Source organism: Streptomyces sp. NBC_00249, from assembly GCF_026342355.1.
GTDB lineage: Bacteria > Actinomycetota > Actinomycetes > Streptomycetales > Streptomycetaceae > Streptomyces.
The window spans coordinates 293,505-317,062 of the sequence record NZ_JAPEMV010000007.1 but is presented as its reverse complement, the minus strand read 5'-3'; the positions used below and the strand labels follow the sequence as shown (position 1 = coordinate 317,062).

The following is a 23,558-nucleotide window of genomic DNA, read 5'->3' as shown; positions in this document are numbered from 1 at the left end:
TCACGCCTCCTTTGCGTCGACGGGGGCGGGGACGGGACCGGTCCGGCGGGACCGGCGCAGCGGCGGCTTGGCGCCGAGCCGCTTGGGGTCCAGCCCGGACCACGGGTGACCGCTGGAGAAGAACTTCGTACGCGCCAGCAGCGTCATGACGGGCTTGGTGAAGAGGAACACCACGACCACGTCGAGCAAGGTGGTCAGACCCAGCGTGAAGGCGAAGCCCTGGACCTTGCCGACGGTGACGATGAAGAGCACCGCGGCGGCGAGGAAGGACACGAAGTCGGAGACCAGGATGGTGCGCCGGGCACGCGGCCAGGCGCGCTCGACGGCCGGACGCAGGGTGCGGCCCTCGCGGATCTCGTCGCGGATGCGTTCGAAGTACACGATGAACGAGTCCGCGGTGATACCGATCGCCACGATCGCGCCGCAGACCGCCGGCAGGTTCAGGGCGAAGCCGATTCCCTTGCCGAGCAGCGCCATGATCGTGTACGTGAGGACCGCGGACACCAGGAGGCTGATGATCGCGATGAAGGCCAGACCGCGGTAGTACACCAGCAGGTAGATCACCACGAGGGCGAGGCCGATGGCGCCGGCGATCAGACCGGCCTTCAGCTGCTCGCCGCCGAGCGCGGCGGTGACGGTGGTGACGCTGTCCTCCTGGAAGGACAGCGGCAGGGCGCCGTACGAGAGCATGTTGCCCAGGTCCTGCGCCGTCTGCTGGTTGAAGCCGCCCGAGATCTCGGCGTTGCCGCCGGTCAGCGCCTGGCTGACGGAGGGGTCGGAGACGACCTTGCCGTCGAGGACGATCGCGAACTGGTTCTGCGGGGACTGCTTGGTGGCCAGCTCACCGGTGATCTTGGCGAACTTGTCGGCGCCCTTGTCGGAGAACTGCATCGTGACGATCCACTGGCCACGCTGCTGGTCGATGACGCCCTTGGCCTCCGTGACGTCCTGGCCGTTGACCTGGGCCGGGCCGAGGACCCACTTGCCCCAGGCGTCACCGCGCTGACCGCAGGCGATCATCGGGTCCTCGGGCTTGACGCCCTTACCCGCGGCGGCCCGCTGGGCCTCGTTGGTGCAGTCGAGCGCGGCGAACTTCGCCTGGAGGTCGGCGACGGCGGGGTCGACGGCCGGCGCGCTCGGGGCGGGAGTCGCGGCCGGGCTCGCGGGCGGGGTGGCCTTGTCGTCTGCCTTCTTCGACTCGCTCGCCGAGGGCGAGGGAGTGGGGGTGCCCGGGGCCTTGAGGGCCTCGCTGAGCACACGGCCCTGGGAAGTGGCGCTGGACGACGGGGTGGCCGAGCCGGAGGGCTTGCCGCTGCCTTCGGCCTTCGGGGTGCCGGAGCCGCTCGCGGACGGGGCCGGGGTGGTGCTCGGCTTCGTCTCGGGGGCGACCGGGGCGCCGTCGGCGAAGGCCAGGACGGGGCGGAAGTAGAGCTGGGCGGTGGTACCGACCTGCTCACGGGCCTGCTGCTCGTTCACCCCCTTGGGGATGTTCACGATGATGTGGTCGCGGCCCTGGGTCTGGACCTCGGCCTCCGAGACGCCGAGACCGTTGACGCGGCGTTCGATGATGCTGACCGCCGTGTTCATGTTGGTCTCGTTGATCGCGTCCGGCTTGCCGGGCTCGCTCTTCGCCTTGAGCGTGATGCTCGTACCACCGGCGAGGTCGATGCCCAGGCGGGGAGTCGTCTGCTTCGTGAGGAACATCCCCGCGGTGAGCGCCACCATCGCGATCAGGATGACGGCCAGGGCGCGCCCCGGCCTCCCCTGAGCCCCCGTGGGCCGCCGGCCCTTCTTCGGTGCTGCCACCTTGTCGTTTCTCCCTGTCCAACCGCCCCGCGCCGGGTCAGCGCGCGGACGGCCACGAAATGTGTGGTGGGGACCCCTGCCCCCCGCAGAAGTTCACTGCGGGCACCGCGGCGGCAGCCGGTCAGGCGCCACCGCGGTCCCGGCCGGACGCTACTTGGCGCCGGCCTCGCCGTCGGACTTGCCGTCCTTCGGCTCGTCGCCCTTGGGCTCGTCGCTCTTGCCCAGGTCGAGCTTGGGGGTCTCGTCCTCGTCGGCGGAGGTGCCCTTCGACAGGTCCGCCTTCGGGGATCCGCCCTCGGTCAGCGAGGAGGCGTCGTCGGGGACGACCGGCGTGTCGTCGGCCGGCTCGGCGATCGTGCCGTGGACGATGCGGTTGTACTCCTCGTCCTCCAGCACCGCGCCGATGGAGTTCTTCGCGAAGATCGCGTGGACGCCGGGGGCCACCTCGAGGGTGACGGTGTCCTCACCGATCTCCTTCACCGTGGCGTACATGCCGCCGATGGTGCGGACCCCGGTGCCGGGCGTCATTTCGTTGCGCATCTGCGCGGCCGCCTGCTGCTTCTTCTTGGCGGAGCGGGTCATCAGGAACATCGCCCCGATGAGCACGATGAACGGGAGGAGTGTCACGAGATTCACGGGACGGAGATCCTTCGCACGACCGCACGGGAGACGGCCTTTTTCTACGGGGGTGGGCACGCCGACCCGAAGGGTCGGCATCGGCGGAGTCTAGGCGAGTCCGCACCGATGGAACAACGCCCAGCATGGCACCGCAGTTCCTGACCGGGGAAACGCCCGCGCCGTCAGGCCCCGAACAACCCCTGTTGTCCCGTTGATCCGCTCCCGGCCTGCCCGGGCGGGACAAGCCCCAGGTGGGCCCATGCGGCGGGGGTCGCGACCCGACCCCGCGGGGTACGGGCGAGCAGTCCCTCGCGGACCAGGAAGGGTTCGGCCACTTCCTCCACGGTCTCCCGCTCCTCGCCGACGGCCACCGCGAGGGTGGACAGGCCGACGGGGCCGCCGCCGAACAGCTTGAGCAGGGCCTCCAGCACGGCCCGGTCGAGGCGGTCCAGTCCGCGGGCGTCCACCTCGTAGACCTGGAGGGCGGTTTTGGCCACCTCCTGGGTGATCACCCCGTCGGCGCGCACCTGCGCGTAGTCGCGTACGCGGCGCAGCAGGCGGTTCGCGATGCGCGGGGTGCCGCGGGAGCGGCCGGCGATCTCGGCGGCCCCGGCGGTGTCGATCTCCACGTCGAGGAGGCGGGCGGAGCGGTGGACGACGCGCTCCAGCTCCTCGGGGGCGTAGAACTCCATGTGTCCGGTGAAGCCGAAGCGGTCGCGCAGCGGCGGGGGCAGCAGGCCGGCGCGGGTGGTGGCGCCGACGAGGGTGAAGGGCGGCAGTTCGAGGGGGATGGCGGTGGCGCCGGGGCCCTTGCCGACGATCACGTCGACCCGGAAGTCCTCCATGGCCATGTAGAGCATCTCCTCGGCGGGCCGGGACATGCGGTGGATCTCGTCGAGGAAGAGGACCTCGCCCTCCTGGAGGGAGGACAGGATGGCCGCGAGGTCGCCGGCGTGCTGGATGGCCGGGCCGGAGGTGATCCGGATCGGCGCTCCCATCTCGGCGGCGATGATCATGGAGAGGGTGGTCTTGCCGAGGCCTGGCGCGCCGGAGAGCAGGACGTGGTCGGCGGTGGCGCCGCGCTGGCGGGCGGCCTTGAGGACCAGGTCCAGCTGCTGGCGGACCTTCTCCTGGCCGACGAACTCGCCGAGGTCCTTGGGGCGCAGGGCCGCCTCCACGGCGGTGTCCTCGCCGTCGGCCGCCGGTGCGACGATGCGGGCCTCGTCCTCGGCGGTGGTGTCGTCGTCCCAGTTCACGGTGTCAGTCTGCCTTCTCGGTGCGTGCGGTGGTCGTGGTCCGGCCCGTGGGAGCGCCCTGCGGGGCTCTCCCCGCCCCGCCCTTCGCCCGTTCCCCGGGGCTCCGCCCCGGACCCCGCTCCTCAAACGCCGGAGGGGCTGGATCCACCCCGGCGGCGGCTGGGGTGCCCGGAGGGCACTTCCAGCCCCGCCGGCGTTTGAGGCGCGGGCGCGGAGCGCCGTGTCTTGAGCCGCGCCGGCTCTGAGGCGGGAACGGAGGAAGGGCGGGGCGGGGAGTGGCTCCGCGCAGCGGTACCCCCCGGCCCGCGGGGTCAGCGGGCTCGGTTGAGGGACTGGAGGGCGGCTCGCAGGAGCTGCGGGACCGGGGCGGAGCCACCGGCGGCGATCGCGGCCTCGGCCTGCGGCGTCACCGCCGAGACGGCCTCCTCCGCGTCCCGGGCGGCGTACCCGAGGCCGATCAGGGCCGCGGAGAGCTGCTCCGTCCACGGCGCGGGCCCGGCCGCGGCGGCGCGCTGCGCCCCCACCAGGCCGCTCGAACCGAGCGGGGCGCCCAGCTTGTCCTTCAGCTCCAGCAGCAGCTTCTGCGCGCCCTTCTGGCCGATCCCGGGCACCGCCGTCAGCGCCTTCGCGTCACCCGTCGCCACTGCGAGGCGCAGCGCGTCCGGGCTGTGGACGCCGAGCATGGCCTGGGCGAGCCGCGGCCCGACCCCGCTGGCGGTCTGGAGCAGCTCGAAGACCTGGCGTTCGTCGTCGTCCGCGAAGCCGTACAGGGTCAGCGAGTCCTCCCGTACGACCAGGGAGGTGGCCAGCCGGGCGGGCTCCCCGACGCGCAGCCGGGAGATGGTGGCCGGGGTGCACTGCACGGCCATCCCCACGCCGCCGACCTCGACGACGGCCAGGGTGGAGGTGAGGGCGGCGACCTGGCCGCTGACGAAGGCGATCATCGGGTACGGCCTTTCGAGACGGCGTGCTGGGCGACCGCCTGCTGGAGTCGGTTCTGGGCGGGGGCCCGCCAGATGTGGCAGATGGCGAGGGCGAGGGCGTCGGCCGCGTCGGCGGGTTTCGGCGGGGCGGCGAGCCGCAGCAGCCGGGTCACCATGGCCCCGACCTGGGCCTTGTCGGCCCGGCCGCTGCCGGTGACGGCGGCCTTGACCTCGCTGGGGGTGTGCAGGGCGACGGGTATCCCGCGGCGGGCGGCGCACAGCATGGCGACGGCGCTGGCCTGGGCGGTGCCCATGACGGTGCTGACGTTGTGCTGGCTGAAGACCCGCTCCACGGCGACGACCTCGGGCCGGTGGGTGTCCAGCCATTCCTCGATGCCCTGCTCGATGGCGACGAGCCGGTTGCCGAGCTCGGCGTCCGCCGGGGTGCGTACGACGCCGACGCCGAGCATCGTCAGGGGCCGCCCGGCGACTCCTTCGACGACGCCGACGCCGCACCGGGTCAGACCCGGGTCCACTCCGAGTACGCGCATGCCGTCACACCCCCTCCGTCGTTCACCCGTACGTGCCCGTGCAGGCTATCGGGCGGTACTGACAAAGCGACGGGCCGACAGGGTGTGTCCTGTCGGCCCGTCGCTCTGAGCGGGACGGTCTAGGCGTCGACCTTTTCCATGACCTCGTCCGAGACGTCGAAGTTGGCGAAGACGTTCTGCACGTCGTCGCTGTCCTCCAGCGCGTCGATCAGCTTGAAGATCTTGCGCGCGCCCTCTTCGTCCAGCTCGACCTGCATGGTCGGCAGGAAGTTGGAGTCGGCCGAGTCGTAGTCGATGCCCGCCTCCTGGAGCGCGGTGCGGACCGCGACCATGTCGGTGGCCTCGCTGATGATCTCGAACTGGTCGCCGAGGTCGTTGACCTCTTCGGCACCGGCTTCGAGCACCGTCTCCAGCACGTCGTCCTCGGCGAGCTCGCCCTTGGGCAGGAGGACGACGCCCTTGCGGTTGAACAGGTACGAGACCGAGCCCGGGTCGGCCATCGAACCGCCGTTGCGGGTCATGGCGACGCGGACGTCGGAGGCGGCGCGGTTGCGGTTGTCGGTGAGGCACTCGATGAGCACCGCGACACCGTTCGGACCGTAGCCCTCGTACATGATCGTCTCGTAGTCGGCGCCGCCGGCTTCGAGGCCGCCGCCGCGCTTGACCGCGGAGTCGATGTTCTTGTTCGGGACCGAGCTCTTCTTCGCCTTCTGGATGGCGTCGAAGAGCGTCGGGTTGCCATCGATGTCGGCGCCGCCCATACGGGCCGCGACCTCGATGTTCTTGATCAGCTTCGCGAAGAGCTTGCCGCGCTTGGCGTCAACCACGGCCTTCTTGTGCTTCGTCGTAGCCCATTTAGAGTGGCCGGACATCTGCCTGTCTCCTTCGCGTCACCAACAATGTTCGCCTCAGATCCTACCGGGACGCCGTTACAGCCCCGCGCGCACCATGTCGACGAAGTACGCGTGGACGCGATCGTCGCCGGTGAGTTCGGGGTGGAACGAGGTCGCGAGGACGTTGCCCTGGCGCACGGCGACGGTGTGGCCGTCGTGCGTGGCGAGCACCTCGGCCGAGGCGCCGACCGACTCGACCCACGGGGCGCGGATGAAGACGCCCTCGACCGGTCCGCCCGCTATGCCCGCGAACTCGATCTTCGCCTCGAAGGACTCGTTCTGGCGGCCGAAGGCGTTGCGGCGGACGATCATGTCGATGCCGCCGAGCGTCTCCTGGTCGTCACGGCCGTCCAGCAGCTTGTCGGCGAGCATGATCATGCCCGCGCAGGTGCCGTAGACGGGCATGCCGGCGCGCACGCGCTCGCGCAGCGGCTCCAGCATGCCGAACAGCACGGCGAGCTTCGACATGGTCGTGGACTCGCCGCCGGGGATCACCAGGGCGTCGACCTCGGCGAGCTCCTCGGGGCGCCGGACCGGCCTGGCCACGGCGTCCGCCGCGGCCAGGGCGATCAGGTGCTCCCGTACGTCGCCCTGGAGAGCCAGGACACCGATCACGGGGGTGTTCGTCATGACGTGCTTACCAGCCGCGGTTGGCGTAGCGCTCGGACTCGGGGAGGGTGTCGCAGTTGATGCCGACCATGGCCTCGCCCAGGTTGCGGGAGGCGTCCGCGATGATCTTCGGGTCGTCGTAGAAGGTGGTGGCCTTCACGATGGCGGCGGCGCGCTTGGCCGGGTCGCCCGACTTGAAGATGCCGGAGCCGACGAAGACGCCCTCGGCGCCGAGCTGGCGCATCAGGGCGGCGTCGGCCGGGGTGGCGACGCCACCGGCGGAGAACAGCACGACCGGGAGCTTGCCGAGCTCGGCGACTTCCTTGACGAGCTCGTACGGGGCGCGCAGCTCCTTGGCGGCGGCGAACAGCTCGTTGTTGTCGTAGCCGCGCAGGCGGGCGATCTCGTTCTTGATCTGGCGCAGGTGGCGGACGGCCTCGACGACGTTGCCGGTGCCGGCCTCGCCCTTGGAGCGGATCATGGCCGCGCCCTCGGCGATGCGGCGCAGGGCCTCGCCCAGGTTGGTGGCGCCACAGACGAAGGGGGTGGTGAACGCCCACTTGTCGGAGTGGTTGACCTCGTCGGCCGGGGTCAGGACCTCGGACTCGTCGATGTAGTCGACGCCGAGGGACTGGAGCACCTGGGCCTCGACGAAGTGGCCGATGCGGGACTTGGCCATGACGGGGATCGAGACGGCCTCGATGATCTCTTCGATCATGTTCGGGTCCGACATGCGCGCGACGCCGCCGTCCTTGCGGATGTCGGCGGGGACCCGCTCCAGGGCCATGACGGCCACGGCGCCGGCGTCCTCGGCGATCTTCGCCTGCTCGGCGTTGACCACGTCCATGATCACGCCGCCCTTGAGCTGCTCGGCCATGCCGCGCTTGACGCGCGAGGTGCCGATGGCCGACTCAGCGGACTGGGAAGAGGTGGGAAGCGTGCTCACGGGTTGACCTCACTCGGAAGGAAGACGGGGTACTACCTGGCTGAGAAAACCCCACCGACCAGTCCACTGCAAGGGCCAATGTGGAGCCAGTGGCTCTTCGACTTGTCCCTCACGGCCCTAGGCGGCCCCAGGCGGCCCTGGTTTCCGTCAGGCGGGCCGGTCGGCAAGATCCACCGGAGGCTCGTCGTCCATTTCGAAGGCGAGCGGGAACGGCGCGTGCCCGGCCAGTCTGAACCAGCGGACCTTGCGATGCCTGCGCAGCGCGCGGGCGGCCCGTACCGCGTCGTTGAGGAACCTGCGCGCCATCGGGACCCGGCGCACCGCCGCCGCGAGGTCCTCGGCCGCCGCCTCGCCGCCCGGGGCCGCCTTCAGCACCTCGACCTGGTCGGCGTCCGCGAACACCGCGCGCAGCGCCTGGCTGAGCTCGCTCTCGGCCACCTCCCGGTGCTCCTCCTCGGCCTGCCGGGCCGCGTGCGCGGCCTCGTACAGCACGAGCGAGGAGGCGGGGTCCAGGGCCCCCGAGGTGGCCACCTCCAGCACCACCGACGCGCGGCGCACGAGCTGCGCGTCGAGCGCGGCCCGAGCTGCGTCCATGCGGGTGTGCAGCCGGTCGAGGCGCCCGGCGGTCCAGCTGAGGTAGACGCCGACGACGCCCAGCGCCACGGCGATCCAGACAAGGTTTTCGATCACGGGCCGCGACACTACCCGCTACGGCGCACCGGCCGCTGCGGCCCCGGAGGCGTCCGGAGCCGCCGGCACCCTCAGGAGGACGAGGAGTCGCGGGAGAAGCCGAGGCGGGTGCGCAGCGGGACCCGTTCGTCGGTGGCCACCGCGGCCGCGCCGTCCGTGACGGTCTCGTAGACCGCGAGGATGTCCGCGCCGACCGTCGACCAGTCGAAGCGGCGCACGTGCGCGGAGCCGCGCGCGCTCAGGGCCGCGCGGCGGGCCGGGTCCCGGAGCAGGGCGACCGCCGCCGACGCCAGCGAGGCGGCGTCCTCGTTCGCGAAGAGCTCCCCCGCCGCGCCCTGGTCCAGGACCTGGGCGAAGGCGTCCAGGTCCGAGGCGAGGACCGCGGCGCCCGCCGAGAGGGCCTCGACGAGGATGATCCCGAAGCTCTCGCCGCCGGTGTTGGGGGCGACGTACACGTCGACGCTGCGCAGCAGCCGCGCCTTGTCCTCGTCGGAGACCATGCCGAGGAACTCCACCTTGGAGCGCAGCTCGGCGGGCAGGGAGGCGACCGCCTCCTCCTCGTCGCCGCGGCCGGCGACCAGGAGGCGTACGTCCGGGCACTCCTCGACGATCTTCGGGAAGGCCGCCATGAGCACCGGCAGGCCCTTGCGGGGCTCGTCGATGCGGCCGATGAAGCCGAGGGTGCGGCCGCCCCACTCGGCCTTGGGCTCGGCCCGGGCGAAGAAGTCCACGTCGACGCCGTTGGGGATGACCACGGCGTCCCCGCCGAGGTGTTCCACCAGGGTCCGCCGGGCGTACTCGCTGACAGCGATCCGGGCGCTGATCTTCTCCAGCGCGGGCTGCAGGATCGGGTAGGCCGCGATCATGGCGCGGGAGCGGGGGTTCGAGGTGTGGAAGGTGGCCACGATCGGCCCCTGGGCCGCCCAGCAGGACAGCAGCCCCAGGGAGGGGGACGCCGGCTCGTGGATGTGGATCACGTCGAAGACCCCGTCGTGCAGCCAGCGGCGTACGCGGGCGGCCGAGAGGAAGCCGAAGTTGAGCCGGGCCACCGACCCGTTGTACGGCACCGGCACCGCCCGGCCCGCCGAGACCACGTAGGGCGGCAGCGGGGTCTCGTCGTCGGCCGGGGCCAGCACCGACACCTCGTGGCCGCTGCGGATCAGGTGTTCCGCCAGGTCACGGATGTGGAACTGGACGCCGCCCGGGACGTCCCACGAGTACGGGCACACGATGCCGATCTTCACTACGGGCGCTCCTCCAGATCGTCCAGCCACAGGCGCTGCAACATGTGCCAGTCCTCGGGGTGCTCGCGGATCCCCCACGCGAAGGCGTCCGCCACGGCCTGGGTCATCGCCGCGGTCTTCTCGGTCCGCGTCCCGTCCTCGGGCACCGGGACCTCGGGGTGGACGCGGCCGTACATCTTCGGGGAGTCGCCGTAGTACAGGGTGACCGGCAGCAGGATCGCCCCGGTCTGCTGCGCCAGCAGCGCGGGCCCGGCGGGCATCCGGGCGGCCGACCCGAAGAAGTCCACCTCGACCCCGGAGGCCGACAGGTCCCGGTCGGCGACCAGGCAGATCAGGCCGCCGGAGCGCAGCCGGCGCGCGAGGGTGCCGAAGGAGGCGCCGCCGTTGTGCGGCAGGACCTCCATGCCCAGGCTCTCCCGGTAGGCCACGAAGCGGTCGTACAGGGATTCCGGCTTGAGGCGTTCGGCGACGGTGGTGAAGGGGACGCCCAGGCCGCCGGTGACCCAGGCCCCTGCCAGGTCCCAGTTCGCCAGGTGCGGCAGCGCGGCGACGACCCCGCGGCCGGAGGCGATCGCGTCGATCAGGATGTGGTCGTCCTCGAGCCGGACGTCCTGCGCGAACCGCTTCGGGTCCATCGCCGGCAGCCGGAAGGACTCCATCCAGTAGCGCATGTACGAACGCATGCCCGCGTGCGACAGCTCGCGCAGCCGCTCGGGCGTGGCCTCGGGCACCACCCGGGCCAGGTTCGACTCCAGGCGCAGCACGCTCTTGCCGCGCCGCTTCCAGGCCACGTCCGCGATCTTGCGGCCGAGGGCCACGGCGGCCGGCTCGGGGAGCTTCTTGACGCCCGCCCAGCCCAGTCCGTAGAGGCCGTCGACCAGCTTGTCCTGTGCCGTGCCCATCAGGCCGCACCACCTTCCGCGTGCGCGGCGGCCGCGTCGGCCTCGGCCGCTTCCCGGCGTACCGTGACCACCCGCTGGACCATCGTGACCAGCGAGCCCACGGCGACGATCCACAGCGCGACCGGCAGCAGCACCCCGATCCACGAGGGGACTCCGAAGATCTGCAGCCCGGACAGGCCGGCGGCGACGAGCGAGATCACCAGCCGCTCGGCCCGCTCGATCAGGCCGTTGACGGCCACGGGCAGCCCGATCGACTCGCCGCGGGCCTTGGTGTACGAGACCACCTGGCCGCTGGCCAGGCAGAAGATCGCCACCGCGCACAGCACGTTGTCGTGGCCGGAGCCCGCGTACCAGAGCGCGAGCCCGCCGAAGATGGCCGCGTCGGCCACCCGGTCGAGCGTCGAGTCGAGGAACGCGCCCCAGCGGCTGGAGGTACCGGCCTGGCGGGCCATGTTCCCGTCCACCAGGTCGGAGAAGACGAAGAGGGTGATGGTGATCGTGCCCCAGAAGAACTCGCCCCTGGGGAAGAAGACCAGCGCTCCCGCCACCACTCCGGCGGTGCCGATGAGGGTGACCGCGTCCGGGCTCACCCCCCGACGGAGGAGAAATGCGGCGAACGGCGTGAGAACACGCGTGAAGAATGCACGCGCGTACTTGTTCAGCATGGCCTTCCCGGAGGGTCGCTGGGCCGCACGGCCACCACGGCCACCGGCTGGCCCATCGTAGCCAGCGCCCCGGGCCCGTCACGCCCCGCACCCACCGGTTCGCGCCGCGCGATGCGCGCGCCGGGCACCCGTCACACTCCGGACAGCCACCGGTACGACGTATGGACGCAGTGTGACGCCGGTGCAAAGCTCGAAGGACCCCGATCATCCTCCTCACCGCGACACCAGGAGGCACGAGCACCATGGGAGCCACATCACACCAAGCCGGGGCCGCCGGCAGGGCACTGACGGCCGACCGCCCCTCCTCCGTACGGAACGTCGTGCTGGTCGGCCACAGCGGCGCCGGTAAGACCACCCTCGTCGAGGCGCTGGCCCTGACGGCCGGGGCCGTGAACCGGGCCGGCCGGGTCGAGGACGGCACCGCCGTCTCCGACTACGACGAGATCGAGCACCGCCGCCAGCGCTCCATCCAGCTGTCCCTGGTCCCCGTCGAATGGGCCGGAATCAAAATCAACATCCTGGACACCCCCGGATACGCCGATTTCGTCGGAGAACTCAGGGCCGGCCTGCGCGCCGCGGACGCGGCCCTCTTCGTCGTCTCCGCCTCCGACGGGATCGACGGAGCCACCCGGACGGTCTGGGACGAGTGCGAGGCCGTCGGCATGCCCCGGGCCATCGTCGTCACCCATTTGGAGGCGGCCCGCGCCGACTACTCCCAGATGACCGCCGTGTGCGGTGAGACGTTCGGCGCCGAGGACCCGGACGCCGTGATCCCGCTCTACCTGCCCCTGCACGGCCCCGCCGGCCCCGACGGCCACGCCCCCGTCACCGGCCTCCTCGGCCTGCTCTCCCGGCGCGTCCACGACTACACCTCCGGCGAACGCGCCGAGCGCGACCCGGACCCCGCCGAGCTCGCCCTCATCGACGGCGCCCGCTCCCGCCTCATCGAGGGGATCATCGCCGAGAGCGAGGACGAGAGCCTCATGGACCGCTACCTCGGCGGCGAGGACATCGACCTCAAGACCCTCGTCGACGACCTCGAGCGGGCCGTCGCCCGCGGCACCTTCCACCCCGTCCTGATGGCCGCCCCCGCCACCGACGGCGCCCGCCAGGGCCTGGGCACCGTAGAACTCCTCGAACTCATCACCGGCGGCTTCCCCACCCCCCTGGAGCGGGCCCCCGTCACCGTCACCGCCCCCGACGGCACCCCCCGCCCCGCCGCCGCCTGCGACCCGGCCGGCCCCCTCCTCGCGGAGGTCGTCAAGACCTCCTCCGACCCCTACGTCGGCCGCGTCTCCCTCGTCCGCGTCTTCTCCGGCACCCTGCACCCCGAGGAGACGGTCCACGTCAGCGGCCACGGCCCGGCCGACCGGGGACACGAGGACCACGATGTCGACGAACGGATCGGCACCCTCACCTCCCCCTTCGGCAAGCAGCAGCGCACCCTCGGCGCGTGCATCGCCGGCGACCTCGCCTGCGTGGCCAAACTCACCCGCGCCGAGACCGGCGACACCCTCTCCGGCAAGGACGCCCCGCTCCTGATGGAGCCCTGGGCCATGCCCCAACCGCTGCTCCCCCTCGCCATCGAGGCCCACAGCAAGGCCGACGAGGACAAGCTCTCCCAGGCACTGGCCCGCCTCGTCGCCGAGGACCCCACGATGCGCCTGGAACAGAACCCGCACACCCACCAGCTCGTCCTGTGGTCCCTCGGCGAGGCCCACCAGGACGTGGCACTGGAGCGGCTGCGGACCCGCTACGGAGTCCAGGTCGACCCGGTCCCCCACCGGGTGAGCCTGCGCGAGACCTTCGGAGCCAAGGCCGCCGGACGCGGCCGCCACGTCAAGCAGTCCGGCGGCCACGGCCAGTACGCCATCTGCGAGATCGAGGTCGAACCGCTCCCGCCCGGCAGCGGCATCGAGTTCGTCGACAAGGTCGTCGGCGGCGCGGTGCCCCGCCAGTTCATCCCGTCCGTGGAGAAGGGCGTACGGGCCCAGGCCGCGCGCGGCCTCGCCGCCGGCCATCCGCTGGTCGACGTACGGATCACCCTGCGCGACGGCAAGGCGCACTCGGTGGACTCCTCCGACGCCGCCTTCCAGACCGCCGGCGCCCTCGCCCTGCGCGAGGCCGCCGCCGACACCCCGATCCACCTCCTGGAACCCGTCGCCGAACTCGACGTCCTGGTCCCCGACGAGTACGTCGGCCCCGTCATGAGCGACCTCGCGGGCCGCCGCGGCCGCGTCGTCGGCACCGAACAGGCCGGCTCCGGCCGCACCCGGGTGCGGGCCGAGGTCCCCGAGCTCGAGATCGGCCGCTACGCCGTGGACCTGCGCTCCGTGTCGCACGGCACGGGCCGCTTCAGCCGCGCCTACGCCCGGCACGAACCCATGCCCGCCCACCTCGCGGACAAGATGCGCGAACAGGCAGAGAAGGGAAGCAATTTGACATAGCGTCCGGAGTGCCGCCCACCCAACCAGCTTGCGGTGGGCGGTATTTCCCTGTCCCATGACCATGGGGCGGACTCCGCCGATAGGCTCTTCGGCGCGACAAAAGCACAACACGGCACGAAGAACAGCACCACGGCAAGACAGCACAGCAGTACGGCAAAGAGCACAGTGGCACGGCGATGGGGGCAGCGGTGGCGGACGACGGTTTCGACTTCAGGCCCGGGGCACAGATTCCACTCCAGGGTGGCGGCGGCCAGACCGCCGCGACCAACGCACTCGCCTCCGCCGCGTACCGCGACGGCGGCAAGGACACCAAGCTCGCCTCCATACTCGGGGCCAACAGCGAGAACCACCCGGCCTCGGTGAAGGACCCCAAGATCTCCCTCTTCGAGCCCAGCCTCGGCGAGGCCTTCTGCCGCGCCGTCGAGGCCCGCACCCTGGGCGCCGCCCGCAAACCCCTCATCCAGTCCTTCGGCGCCGACCCCCAGACGGTCGTGGAGCACTGCCTGGCCGCCTCCCGCATCCGCAAGGAACGCGACCGCAGGCTCCGCATGATCACACTGGTCTGCGGGGTGCTGTTCCTCCCCGGCCTGCTCCTCTGGCTGGGCCTCTTCCAGCTGCGCAAGACCCTGGCCAAGGGCGAGGGCAAGAAGAGCTCCTGGATCGGCACCGCCCTGCTGGTCGGCGTCGCCGCCGTCACGGCCGTCCTCCTCTACCGGGTGCTCCACCGGTCCCCCGGCAGCGGAGTCCTGGAGCTCTACCTCCTCGGCGCGATCGTCGCCCCCGTCGCGGGCTGGTACCTGGCCCGCCGGATCTGCGAGCGGACCGCCGCCGACATGCGCTCCCGCTGGGACGGACTCCTCGGCGGCGGCGGCTCCGTCACCGCCAAGATCCCCGACGCCGTGCCCGGCAACCCCGACGAGAAGGCCCGCGAGGACCTGCGCCACCAGCTGGCGAAGCTCACCGCCGAGGACCGCAGCAACTCCGTCTTCTACGCCGGCCCCAAGGGCATCCTCGGCATGGGCACCCGCTGGGGCAGCTGGCAGATGGCGGAGGAACTCACGCCCAAGAACGAGGGCATGGAGATCCACCCCTTCCGCAGCTGGGACGTCATACGCGCGATCGACACCCAGCTGCGCAAGCTGGAGCGCGGCCCCCTGCACACCGGCGGCTTCCCGCCCGCCAAGATCCAGCACTGGATCGTCACCCCCGTCGGCGAGGGCGCCGGCGAGGTGGCCCGCCCCAGCGGCGAGGACGTCGACACCTTCCAGGTCAAGCCGCACGAGATCACCCGGATCTGCAACGAGCAGCAGTTCAGCGCCGGCAACCGGCACTACCTCGGCATCCAGTACCCGCTGTGGGACGGCCAGCTCGTCATCACCATGCTGGTCACCGTCACCGTGCTCTACAAGACCCTGCGCGTGGACGTCACCGCGCACGCCCTCGGCCCGGTCCACGGCCTGTTCACCACCAAGTCCAAGGCCCCGGTCATAGAGGTACCCAAGTCCATCCGCTTCTGGGAGACGGTGGAACGGCCGCTGCCGCTGGTCGACGCGCAGGAAGTCGTACGCCTCGCCGTACGCGCCCCGCTGACCTGGTACCCGCCGCTCCTGGACTACCTCGGCGGCAAGCTGGTCCTGCCCGAACCCTTCGGCCTGCGCCACGTCTGGGCCGGCTCGATGTGGCGCCACCGCTTCATGGCGGACGACGCCCTGCGCACGGTGGCCCCGGTCCTGCGGTCGGTGCACACCGCGGCCTTCAAGGTGCTGGAGGAGAACGGCGTGGACACCGACCGCTTCACCAACCGCTCGTCGATCATGAGCGGCCTCATCCAGGAGCCCTCCCCGCGCAAGGCGGACCTCTACGACGCGTAGTGCCGGTCGTGCTCAGGCTCAGGCTCAGCGCGGACGCTGGGTCTGAGCCTTCTTCATGAGCTCCGCGAAGGGTGTCTCCGCGACCGAGCCACGCACGAACGCGAGACCGTACCGGTCAGCGGCAGGCCTCACGTCGGGAGCGAAGGTCTTCTTCTCACCCGGCCGCGACACATCCACATAGAGGTGCGGATCGCTCTTCCGGTACACCCACCACACCGTCACACGCTCCCGGCCTCGGATCACATTCAGGAGCTCACTGCTCTGGGAGATGCCGGACTGGTACCTCTTGTAGTCATCGTCGGGCCCCGGAGGGTCTGTGTCCTTGCCCGTGTCCTTGAGTTCACTCCTCCACTTCCCGGACCCCTCGTAATCGGTGGTCATCACCAATCTGTCTTTCCTGATCACGTACGTCTCGGTCTCGGCCCTGACCGTTTCATGGTTGAGCGGGCCGGGATGATTGATCTCGGCGACCACATCCACCGAATACTGCTCCGCCGGATTCAACGTCCGCCCCGGAGGCTCGATGAACTCACCAGGTTTGATCACTTGGTACTTGTCGCCCGGATCCTGCGCGAGCCGCACTTTGATCCAGAAGATGCTGCCCAGCACGTAGACGGGCACCTGGCCGGCGTTCTTGATGTGCAGACGCACGCGCAGGTACATCTTTCCCCCGCCCTTGTCCAGACTCGGTGTTCCGAATTCAGCCGTACTCTCCACCAGCGGATGCGCCACAGAAGGAACGTAGACCGACCCGTACACCAGGTTGGTGAGCACGATGAGGGTGGAGACGGTCGCCCCGACCGCGATGCGCCTGGGATTGCGAAACCCCTTCCAGACCCGGCCGCGGACGACAAGTATCCACAGAGCCCAGAAGGACCAGAGCGCGATGGCCATCCAGATCAGCGCATACCACGGATACGCCCCGTTGAGGACGTGCATCAGGAGGAGTCCAAGGCTGGCGACAAGCGCGATCGAGGCTCCGAGCAGCAGGACCGGACCCGACTGAGCCGATTTCCGTCTGCCCCAGTAGTCGAGAATCGCCACCACGCACAGCGCTTCCAGGAAACCCGTGGCCAGCAAAATGCAGCCCGCCATTCGCCCGGCGAAGGTGAGCGCATCAGCGGCGTCCTTCGCGCCGATCATGATGAGCACACACGCGGTCCCGAGGAGGCCCACTGCCATGAGGGTGCCGGCCGCTATGCGAAGCGACGAGCGACCCGGCCAGACAGTGCTGTTTCCGCCGTGCCACTGGACGCCGTCCTCGAGTGTCAGGCCGGCGCGACGCAGGACTTTGCACAGTTCGTTGAGGCTCCGCACCTTGCCGGCGGGCTTGCCATGGATCAGAACTTTCCGCAGGCCGATGTCATCAGGTGGCCCCACGTCTGTCGCGGGAGTGTTCTCCATGGCATCAGCCTGACGTCGCACCTGGGCGAACGCCTCTGGAGCGCCGTTCCCGGGAGCGCCTCCCCTGCGATGGCGGGGCCACGGCCGTCACCCGAACGGAGTAACAGGATGCGCACCGCGCGACCGGGCAGGGCAAGGCTGGTGACGACCGTGTCGCTCGTCCTTTCGGAGGTCCGGATGCGTACACGACTTGTCGGGTTCACCGCCGCCGTGACACTGGCCGTTCTCGGCCCCGTCAGCCCGGCTGCACACGCCGCCCTGGCTGCGCCGACCCCGGCGCCCAGCATCGACGGCAGGACGTGCGAGGACGGCACGGGGACCGTGGAGTACGAGCCCAACACCGGCACGTGGGTCTGCGTCGGCGGCACGCACGACGGCAGCCCCATCATCTGAAGCGGGACGCCGGCCGCGGACTCGATCTCGCCTGTTGCGGCGCAAAACCCCTGGGTAGGCTGGCAGCACGGCAGAGGTGGGGGCACCCCGAGGAGGGAACCGTGACCGAGCGCAAACCGCCGGGCATCAGCTTCGAGTCCTTCGTGGACCGGCAGATCCGGGAGGCCGCCGACCGCGGCGACTTCGAGAAGCTGCCGGGCTGGGGCAAGCCCATGGCCTCGCTCGACGCGCCCTACGACGAGCTGTGGTGGATCAAGGGCAAGATGCACCGCGAGGGCTTCTCCTCGCTGCCCCCGGCGCTCGCGCTGCGCAAGGAGGCCGAGGACGCCCGCGAGGCGGCCCTAGCGGCCCGCTCCGAACGCCAGGTACGGGCGGTCCTCACCGAGGTCAACGAGAAGATCGCGGCGGCCCTGCGCATGCCGCCGCCGGGCCCGCCGCTGGGCATCACCGAATTCGACGTCGAGGCCGTCCTGGCCGAATGGCGCGCGGCCAGGACCTCGTAGCCGGCCGGCCGGTCAGTCGACCGGCCAGGCGTCCGCGAGCAGCTGACGGGTGTCCGCCAGCAACTGCGGCAGCACCCGCGTGTGACCGACGATCGGCATGAAGTTCGCGTCCCCGCCCCAGCGGGGCACGATGTGCTGGTGCAGGTGCGCGGCGATGCCGGCTCCCGCGGCGCTGCCCTGGTTGAGCCCGATGTTGAACCCGTGCGCCCCGGACGCCTTGCGCAGCGCGACCATGGCCCGCTTCGTGAGCTCAGCCAGCTCGGCCGTCTCCGGCCCGTCGAGCTCGGTGTAGTCGGCGAGGTGCCGGTACGGGACGACCATCAGGTGGCCGCCGTTGTACGGGTACAGGTTCAGCACGGCGTACACGTGCTTGCCCCGCGCCACGATCAGGGCGTCCTGGTCGGACATCTCCGGAATCCCGCAGAAGGGACAGCCGTCCCCGGCCTCGGGGCCGGTGGGCTTGTTCTCCCCCTGGATGTAGGCCATCCGATGGGGGGTCCACAGGCGCTGGAACCCGTCGTGCGCGCCCACACCGTTCTGCCGCTCCGGCTCAATCGTCATAGGACGCAGCATATGACCTCCCCCGCGCGGACGAGGAAGGCCCCCGGAAAGTGATCACTTTCCGGGGGCCCGTGCCCTTCGGGGCGGCCGTGGATCAGACCTGGACGCGGTCCGCGACGACCTTGGCCAGCTTCGCCAGGGCCTCGTCCTTGGCGATGCCGTTCTCCTGCGAACCGTCGCGGTAGCGGAAGGAGACGGTGCCCGCGGCCATGTCCTCGTCACCGACGATGATCATGAACGGGACCTTGAGCTTCTGGTGGTTCCTGATCTTCTTCTGCATGCGGTCCGAGGAAGCGTCCACCTCGACCCGCAGGCCCTTCTTCTTCGCCTCGGCGGCGAACTCCTGGAGGTACTCCACGTGCCCGTCGCCGATCGGGATGCCGACCGCCTGGACCGGGGCCAGCCACGGCGGCATGGCGCCCGCGTAGTGCTCCAGCAGCACCGCGAAGAACCGCTCGATCGAGCCGAACAGCGCGCGGTGGATCATGACCGGCCGCTGGCGCGAGCCGTCCGCGGCGGTGTACTCCAGGTCGAAGCGCTCCGGCAGGTTGAAGTCCAGCTGCACGGTCGACATCTGCCAGGTACGGCCGATGGCGTCACGCGCCTGCACCGAGATCTTCGGACCGTAGAAGGCCGCGCCGCCCGGGTCGGGGGTCAGCGGGAGGCCCTGCTTCTCGGCGACCTGCTGGAGGACCGCGGTGGCCTCCTCCCAGACCTCGTCCGAGCCGACGAACTTTTCCTCGTCCTTGGTCGACAGCTCCAGGTAGAAGTCGGTCAGACCGTAGTCGCGCAGCAGGTTCAGCACGAAGGTGAGCGTGCGGTCGAGCTCCTCGGCCATCTGCTCACGGGTGCAGTAGATGTGCGCGTCGTCCTGGGTGAAGCCCCGGGCACGGGTCAGACCGTGCACGACACCCGACTTCTCGTACCGGTACACGGTGCCGAACTCGAACAGGCGCAGCGGCAGTTCGCGGTAGGAGCGGCCGCGCGCGTCGAAGATCAGGTTGTGCATCGGGCAGTTCATGGGCTTGAGGTAGTAGTCGGTACCACCGTCGAGCTGCATGGGGGGGTACATGCCCTCCGCGTACCAGTCCAGGTGGCCGCTCTTCTCGAAGAGGGCGCCCTTGGTGGCGTGCGGGGAGTAGACGAACTCGTAGCCCTCCTCCTCGTGCTTCTTGCGCGAGTAGTCCTCCATGGTGCGGCGGATGATGCCGCCGCGCGGGTGGAAGACGGCGAGGCCGGAGCCGATCTCGTCCGGGATGGAGAAGAGGTCCAGCTCGTTGCCGAGCTTGCGGTGGTCGCGCTTCTCGGCCTCGGCGAGGAAGTCGAGGTGGGCCTTCAGCTCCTCCTTCGAGGGCCAGGCGGTGCCGTAGATGCGCTGGAGCATGGGGTTCTTCTCGCTGCCGCGCCAGTAGGCGGCCGCGTTGCGCATCAGCTTGAACGCCGGGATGTTCCGGGTGGTGGGCAGGTGCGGACCGCGGCACAGGTCCTTCCAGCACAGCTCGCCGGTCTTGGCGTCGAGGTTGTCGTAGATGGTCAGCTCGCCGCCGCCCACCTCGACGTTCGCACCGTCATCGGTGGACGCCGAACCCTTGATGCCGATGAGCTCCAGCTTGTACGGCTCGTCCGCGAGCTCCTCGCGGGCCGCCTCGTCGGTGACCACGCGCCGCGCGAACTTCTGCCCGCGCTTCTGGATCTCCTGCATCCGCTTCTCGATGACCTTCAGGTCCTCGGGAGTGAAGGGCTTCGCGACATCGAAGTCGTAGTAGAAGCCGTTCTGCACCGGCGGGCCGATGCCCAGCTTGGCCTCGGGGAACAGCTCCTGCACGGCCTGCGCCATGACGTGCGCGGTCGAGTGGCGCAGGATGTTGAGGCCGTCCTCGGAGGAGATCTCCACCGGCTCGACGGTCTCGCCGTCCTTCACCTCGTACGAGAGGTCCTTCAGCTCACCCGCGATGCGCGCGGCGACGATGGTGCGCTCGCCGGCGAAGAGCTCGGCCGCCGTAGTGCCCGTGGCCACCACGCGCTCGTCCCGCTCGGAATCGCGTTGGATGATCACACGGACGTCTGACACCGGTCTCTCCTGACTCAGGGGGTGCGCGAGCGATCACTGCGCGCCTGAATCGTACCGAGCCGAGCGGCTGCCTCGCTAAACAGTTACGCCGGGCACCCGCCCGGCCGGGAAATTCCCGGGGTTCCGGCCGGACCCGCCGGTAGCGTGGCCGGTATGCCGAACCCGTTCCCGCTGGACCTGACCGACGACGCGACCGCCGCCGCTGTGCACCGGATCGGCCGGGCCGCCTACACGGTGGAGGCGGAACTGATCGGCTTCGACGGCATCCCGGCACTGCGCGAAAGCCTGACGGACATGCGGGGGCGGGCGCTGACCTGGCTCGGGGCGGTGACCCCGGACGGGACGGTCGCCGGGTTCCTGGCCTGGCAGGAGGAGGCCGACGGCCAGATCAGCCTCGACCGGCTCTGCGTGGACCCGGCCTGGTTCCGACGCGGCGTGGCTTCCCTCCTGCTGCGCCACGCGCTGGAGGAGCTGTTCCCGGACCGCACGGTCGAGGTCACCACGGGCGCGGACAACACCCCCGCCATCACCCTGTACACCCGCCTGGGCTTCATCCGGGGCGCCGACTTCTCCCCCGCCCCCGGCCTGCGCATGGCGTCCTTCGCCCGGGACGCCGGGACGCGTGCCGCGTGGGAGGGTGGAGGGACGAGGAGGCACCCATGAAACGCACGGGGAAGCACAAGCCCACCCTCCGAGCGACCGCGGCAGCAGTCCTCACAGTCGGCGCCCTGACGTACGGCCCGACGGCAGCGGCCGCACCCGCCCCCGCCTGTACGGCGGCCCAGCTCTCGACAGAGGGCGCACAGCGGATCGGGTCCGCCCAGGTACGGATCACCGTGGTCAACGAGGGCCCCTCATGCTTGCTGCGCGGCTTCCCGACGGTGGCCGTAGCCGGCCTGGGCTCACCTGCCCGGAACAGCCCCCTCTCCGTCGTCCCGCAAGGCGCGGCCCAATCCGTCGCACTGGCCCCAGGCGGACAGGCGTCGACCCTCCTCACCTTCACCCCGGTCCTCGGCGAGGGAGACGGCTCCTGCGCCTCCGGAGCCGAACCGACCGTCGCGCCGTCCCTCGTCATCGGGGTCGCGGGCGGCCACTTCCAGCTGGCCCCGGACGACGGCGGCGACTTCGCCCTCTGCGGCGAAACGGTCCGCGCCACCGCCTTCCGCTGAGCACCCAGGCCGGGGGCGGGGACGGGGTGGGGTGTCGTCCGGGATGTAAAACGTGATTTGTTGGCGCGCGGTGCCGTCCTGCAAAACCACTCCGGAAGGGGCGCCATAAATCATGCCCATCCCGGACGGCACCCCACCCCGTCCCCGACCCCGGCCCCACCCGCAGCCGAGGCCTAGTCGTCCGACGGCAGAACCTCCGAAGGATCAAAAGAAGCATCCAGGGCCTTCATCAGCCGATCCCGCTCCACCTCGTCCAGCGGAACCGGCGTCACATCAGTGGCCTCCGTCAGACGCCGGAAACCGCCCCGCCTCTGAAGCCGGCCACTGACCCGCACCGGCAGCCCCGCCAGGTGCGCGTGGACGGCCGTCCGGTACGACTCCTCGTCGAGCGCGACCCTGACCTGCGGAACCTCCGCGCCCGCCAGCACCCGCAGCCGGACGGTGCCCCCGCCGCCCGCCGCCGCGCGCCGCATCCGTACGACCGCCCCCGCGATCCGGACGGGGACGGCCGGCTCGTTGCGCGTGTACCGCTGGGCGGCCTCCCGCAGCACCGGCAGGTCGCCGGGCGAGAACTCCACCGGCTCGGGCCTGGCCGCGCAGCCCGCCGGGACCCCGGCCGCCGGCGCCCAGGCCAGTGCGATCCTGGCGCCTTCCGAACCCCGGACGAGGGCGATCAGGGCGTCGGTCAGCTCCCGGCTGACCCCGGCGCCGACCGCCGCGTCGAAGGCTTCCATGCCGCCGGTGGCACGCCGGTAGTCCACCGCCTCGCGGGCCGCGTGCAGGGCGTGGTGCAGCCGGGTGACCGGCCCCCGGCCACCGTCCACGGGGACGTACGCGGTGAGCCTGCGCCCGCCGGGCGAGGGTCCGACGAGGACCCCGTCCAGGGCCCGTTCGGCCTGGGCCTGGTGGCGGGCTCCGTAGTACCCGGCGCGGGCCCGGTCGGCGAGGGCCCCGGCCAGCAGCAGCCGGCGGGCGGCCGAGCGCAGCTGTTCCTGCACGGTCCAGGCGGCCTCGCCCTGGTATCCGTAGGGCCCCTCGGGGATCTCGCGTTCCCAGCGGATCTCGTCGCTGGGCACGCCGAGCCCGAAGAGGACCTCCCGTGCCGAGGGCAGGGCGCTGCGCGAGAGCGCCGTCAGCGCCTCCTCCAGGAGGTCCGCGCAGTCGGGGAAGGCCCGGCTCTCGGGGACGAGGAGGCTGGTGCCGCCGTGGCCGGGCGGGGTCCAGCGCCCGTACCGGCCGGCCGCTCCCCCGCGCCGCAGCCAGCCGTGCCGGTGCAGCAGCGCCCCGAACACCTGGGGGTCGACGAGGGCCGGATCGGGTGTGCCCGGTGCGAAGTCCGGGGACGAGAGCGGTTCGAGGTGCGGCGAGTGGGGCGGGTGCGGCGACTGCGGTGGCTGCGGCGCGTGGCGGTTCATCAGGGTGTCCCTCCCGACCCGACCCGGGTCATGATCTCGCACAGCGCCCGGTCGTCGAAGATCCGCGTGGTCGGGATCCGTACGGTGGTCCGGCGCCGGCCGGTCACGGGGTGTCCGGCGAGGTTGGTCCAGTAGCAGCAGTGCCGCAGGTCGAGCCGGTCGTGCCCGGCGCTCAGCCACTGTTCCCGCTCCCGCGGTACGAGCATCACGACGAGGATCTTGTGCACGGCGACCGGCGTGCGGGCCAGCTTCACCAGGTGCTCGTTGTCGAGGGTGAAGCCGAAGGTGGCTCCGGCCGGCCGGGGCGGTATCTGGTAGGTCGCCTTCAGCTGCACCTTGATGGTCACCTCGTCGTCGACGACGTGCTCGGGGGCGCCGTGGCTGACGTGCCAGTCGATGCCGTTGTCGGGGAAGGGCTGGGACAGCGAGCAGCCGGCGGCGGCCGCGACGGCGTGCAGGTATCCCACCTGGAGGGTCTCCATGCAGGCGGTGGTGGCGAGTGTGCCGCGCAGCGGACCCGTTCCCGGGTCGATCCGCCCCGACAGCACCCCGCCCGGTTCGGGCTGTGTGAGCGCCATGGCCGGCTCCCCATGCCTTCCGGGCTCTGCCGTGAGGGTGACG

The 23,558-nt window shown here is 71.1% G+C and carries 23 protein-coding genes; 6 read left to right on the top strand and 17 right to left on the bottom strand.

Features of this window, described 5'->3' with window-relative positions; all coding sequences use genetic code 11:
* The 12 genes from secD to pgsA form a co-directional block, all read right to left on the bottom strand.
* Positions 1-1,806: a protein translocase subunit SecD gene (gene secD / locus OOK31_RS28805; RefSeq protein ID WP_267090287.1), complete on the bottom strand. Its 1,806-nt coding sequence runs from the start codon at positions 1,804-1,806 to the stop codon at positions 1-3.
* 150 nt (positions 1,807-1,956) lie between these two features.
* On the bottom strand, positions 1,957-2,442 hold the full coding sequence (yajC, locus tag OOK31_RS28800; RefSeq protein ID WP_267090286.1) for a preprotein translocase subunit YajC: 486 nt from the start codon (positions 2,440-2,442) through the stop codon (positions 1,957-1,959).
* 164 nt (positions 2,443-2,606) lie between these two features.
* Positions 2,607-3,680, bottom strand: a complete 1,074-nt coding sequence (ruvB, locus tag OOK31_RS28795; protein WP_267090285.1) for a Holliday junction branch migration DNA helicase RuvB — start codon at positions 3,678-3,680, stop codon at positions 2,607-2,609.
* A gap of 311 nt (positions 3,681-3,991) precedes the next feature.
* The gene (gene ruvA, locus OOK31_RS28790; RefSeq protein WP_267090284.1) at positions 3,992-4,624 is read right to left on the bottom strand and encodes a Holliday junction branch migration protein RuvA; all 633 of its coding nucleotides are present in this window, start codon (positions 4,622-4,624) and stop codon (positions 3,992-3,994) included.
* The gene (gene ruvC / locus OOK31_RS28785; protein ID WP_267090283.1) at positions 4,621-5,154 is read right to left on the bottom strand and encodes a crossover junction endodeoxyribonuclease RuvC; all 534 of its coding nucleotides are present in this window, start codon (positions 5,152-5,154) and stop codon (positions 4,621-4,623) included. The genes ruvA and ruvC overlap by 4 nt, the downstream gene beginning before the upstream one ends.
* A gap of 119 nt (positions 5,155-5,273) precedes the next feature.
* Positions 5,274-6,026 (bottom strand): YebC/PmpR family DNA-binding transcriptional regulator, encoded by a 753-nt coding sequence (locus OOK31_RS28780; RefSeq protein ID WP_267090282.1) that lies wholly within the window; start codon positions 6,024-6,026, stop codon positions 5,274-5,276.
* A gap of 57 nt (positions 6,027-6,083) precedes the next feature.
* On the bottom strand, positions 6,084-6,677 hold the full coding sequence (pdxT, locus tag OOK31_RS28775; RefSeq protein WP_267090281.1) for a pyridoxal 5'-phosphate synthase glutaminase subunit PdxT: 594 nt from the start codon (positions 6,675-6,677) through the stop codon (positions 6,084-6,086).
* A 7-nt stretch (positions 6,678-6,684) separates the two neighbouring features.
* On the bottom strand, positions 6,685-7,602 hold the full coding sequence (gene pdxS, locus OOK31_RS28770) for a pyridoxal 5'-phosphate synthase lyase subunit PdxS (protein WP_323188261.1): 918 nt from the start codon (positions 7,600-7,602) through the stop codon (positions 6,685-6,687).
* A 147-nt stretch (positions 7,603-7,749) separates the two neighbouring features.
* The gene (locus OOK31_RS28765) at positions 7,750-8,292 is read right to left on the bottom strand and encodes a hypothetical protein (RefSeq protein ID WP_267090280.1); all 543 of its coding nucleotides are present in this window, start codon (positions 8,290-8,292) and stop codon (positions 7,750-7,752) included.
* A gap of 71 nt (positions 8,293-8,363) precedes the next feature.
* Entirely contained in the window at positions 8,364-9,536 is a 1,173-nt protein-coding gene (locus tag OOK31_RS28760) for a glycosyltransferase family 4 protein (protein ID WP_267090279.1), read from the bottom strand.
* Complete coding sequence (locus tag OOK31_RS28755) at positions 9,536-10,438, bottom strand: phosphatidylinositol mannoside acyltransferase (protein WP_267090278.1); 903 nt, start codon at positions 10,436-10,438, stop codon at positions 9,536-9,538. The genes OOK31_RS28760 and OOK31_RS28755 overlap by 1 nt, the downstream gene beginning before the upstream one ends.
* Positions 10,438-11,103, bottom strand: coding sequence for a phosphatidylinositol phosphate synthase (pgsA, locus tag OOK31_RS28750; protein WP_267090277.1), 666 nt, complete (start codon positions 11,101-11,103; stop codon positions 10,438-10,440). The genes OOK31_RS28755 and pgsA overlap by 1 nt, the downstream gene beginning before the upstream one ends.
* A 242-nt stretch (positions 11,104-11,345) precedes the next feature.
* Here pgsA and OOK31_RS28745 point away from each other — a divergent pair, with 242 nt between their 5' ends.
* On the top strand, positions 11,346-13,550 hold the full coding sequence (locus tag OOK31_RS28745; RefSeq protein WP_267090276.1) for an elongation factor G-like protein EF-G2: 2,205 nt from the start codon (positions 11,346-11,348) through the stop codon (positions 13,548-13,550).
* Positions 13,551-13,726: 176 nt separating this feature from the next.
* Positions 13,727-15,421 (top strand): hypothetical protein, encoded by a 1,695-nt coding sequence (locus OOK31_RS28740; RefSeq protein WP_267090275.1) that lies wholly within the window; start codon positions 13,727-13,729, stop codon positions 15,419-15,421.
* A gap of 24 nt (positions 15,422-15,445) precedes the next feature.
* On the opposite strand, the gene OOK31_RS28735 is transcribed toward OOK31_RS28740, so the two are convergent.
* Positions 15,446-16,825 (bottom strand): hypothetical protein, encoded by a 1,380-nt coding sequence (locus tag OOK31_RS28735; RefSeq protein WP_267090274.1) that lies wholly within the window; start codon positions 16,823-16,825, stop codon positions 15,446-15,448.
* Between the two features lie 177 nt (positions 16,826-17,002).
* Between OOK31_RS28735 and OOK31_RS28730 the strand changes: the two genes are divergently transcribed.
* Positions 17,003-17,218: a hypothetical protein gene (locus OOK31_RS28730; protein ID WP_267090273.1), complete on the top strand. Its 216-nt coding sequence runs from the start codon at positions 17,003-17,005 to the stop codon at positions 17,216-17,218.
* A gap of 101 nt (positions 17,219-17,319) precedes the next feature.
* Positions 17,320-17,721, top strand: coding sequence for a DUF1992 domain-containing protein (locus tag OOK31_RS28725; RefSeq protein ID WP_267090272.1), 402 nt, complete (start codon positions 17,320-17,322; stop codon positions 17,719-17,721).
* Between the two features lie 12 nt (positions 17,722-17,733).
* Here the strand turns inward: OOK31_RS28725 and OOK31_RS28720 are convergent, their stop codons facing one another.
* A complete protein-coding gene (locus OOK31_RS28720; RefSeq protein WP_267090271.1) occupies positions 17,734-18,294 on the bottom strand; it encodes an HIT domain-containing protein in 561 nt (186 codons plus the stop codon).
* Positions 18,295-18,376: 82 nt separating this feature from the next.
* Positions 18,377-20,353: a threonine--tRNA ligase gene (gene thrS / locus OOK31_RS28715; RefSeq protein WP_267090270.1), complete on the bottom strand. Its 1,977-nt coding sequence runs from the start codon at positions 20,351-20,353 to the stop codon at positions 18,377-18,379.
* A gap of 153 nt (positions 20,354-20,506) precedes the next feature.
* Here thrS and OOK31_RS28710 point away from each other — a divergent pair, with 153 nt between their 5' ends.
* Together OOK31_RS28710 and OOK31_RS28705 are read left to right on the top strand one after the other, a co-directional pair.
* Complete coding sequence (locus OOK31_RS28710; protein ID WP_267090269.1) at positions 20,507-21,016, top strand: N-acetyltransferase; 510 nt, start codon at positions 20,507-20,509, stop codon at positions 21,014-21,016.
* The gene (locus OOK31_RS28705; RefSeq protein WP_267090268.1) at positions 21,013-21,522 is read left to right on the top strand and encodes a DUF4232 domain-containing protein; all 510 of its coding nucleotides are present in this window, start codon (positions 21,013-21,015) and stop codon (positions 21,520-21,522) included. The genes OOK31_RS28710 and OOK31_RS28705 overlap by 4 nt, the downstream gene beginning before the upstream one ends.
* Before the next feature lie 173 nt (positions 21,523-21,695).
* Here OOK31_RS28705 and OOK31_RS28700 read toward each other — a convergent pair whose 3' ends face one another.
* Positions 21,696-22,937 carry a hypothetical protein gene (locus OOK31_RS28700; protein WP_267090267.1) on the bottom strand — a complete coding sequence of 414 codons (1,242 nt, stop codon included), beginning with the start codon at positions 22,935-22,937 and terminating at the stop codon, positions 21,696-21,698.
* Positions 22,937-23,515, bottom strand: coding sequence for a DUF4365 domain-containing protein (locus OOK31_RS28695; RefSeq protein ID WP_267090266.1), 579 nt, complete (start codon positions 23,513-23,515; stop codon positions 22,937-22,939). The genes OOK31_RS28700 and OOK31_RS28695 overlap by 1 nt, the downstream gene beginning before the upstream one ends.
* Positions 23,516-23,558 lie beyond the last annotated feature (43 nt).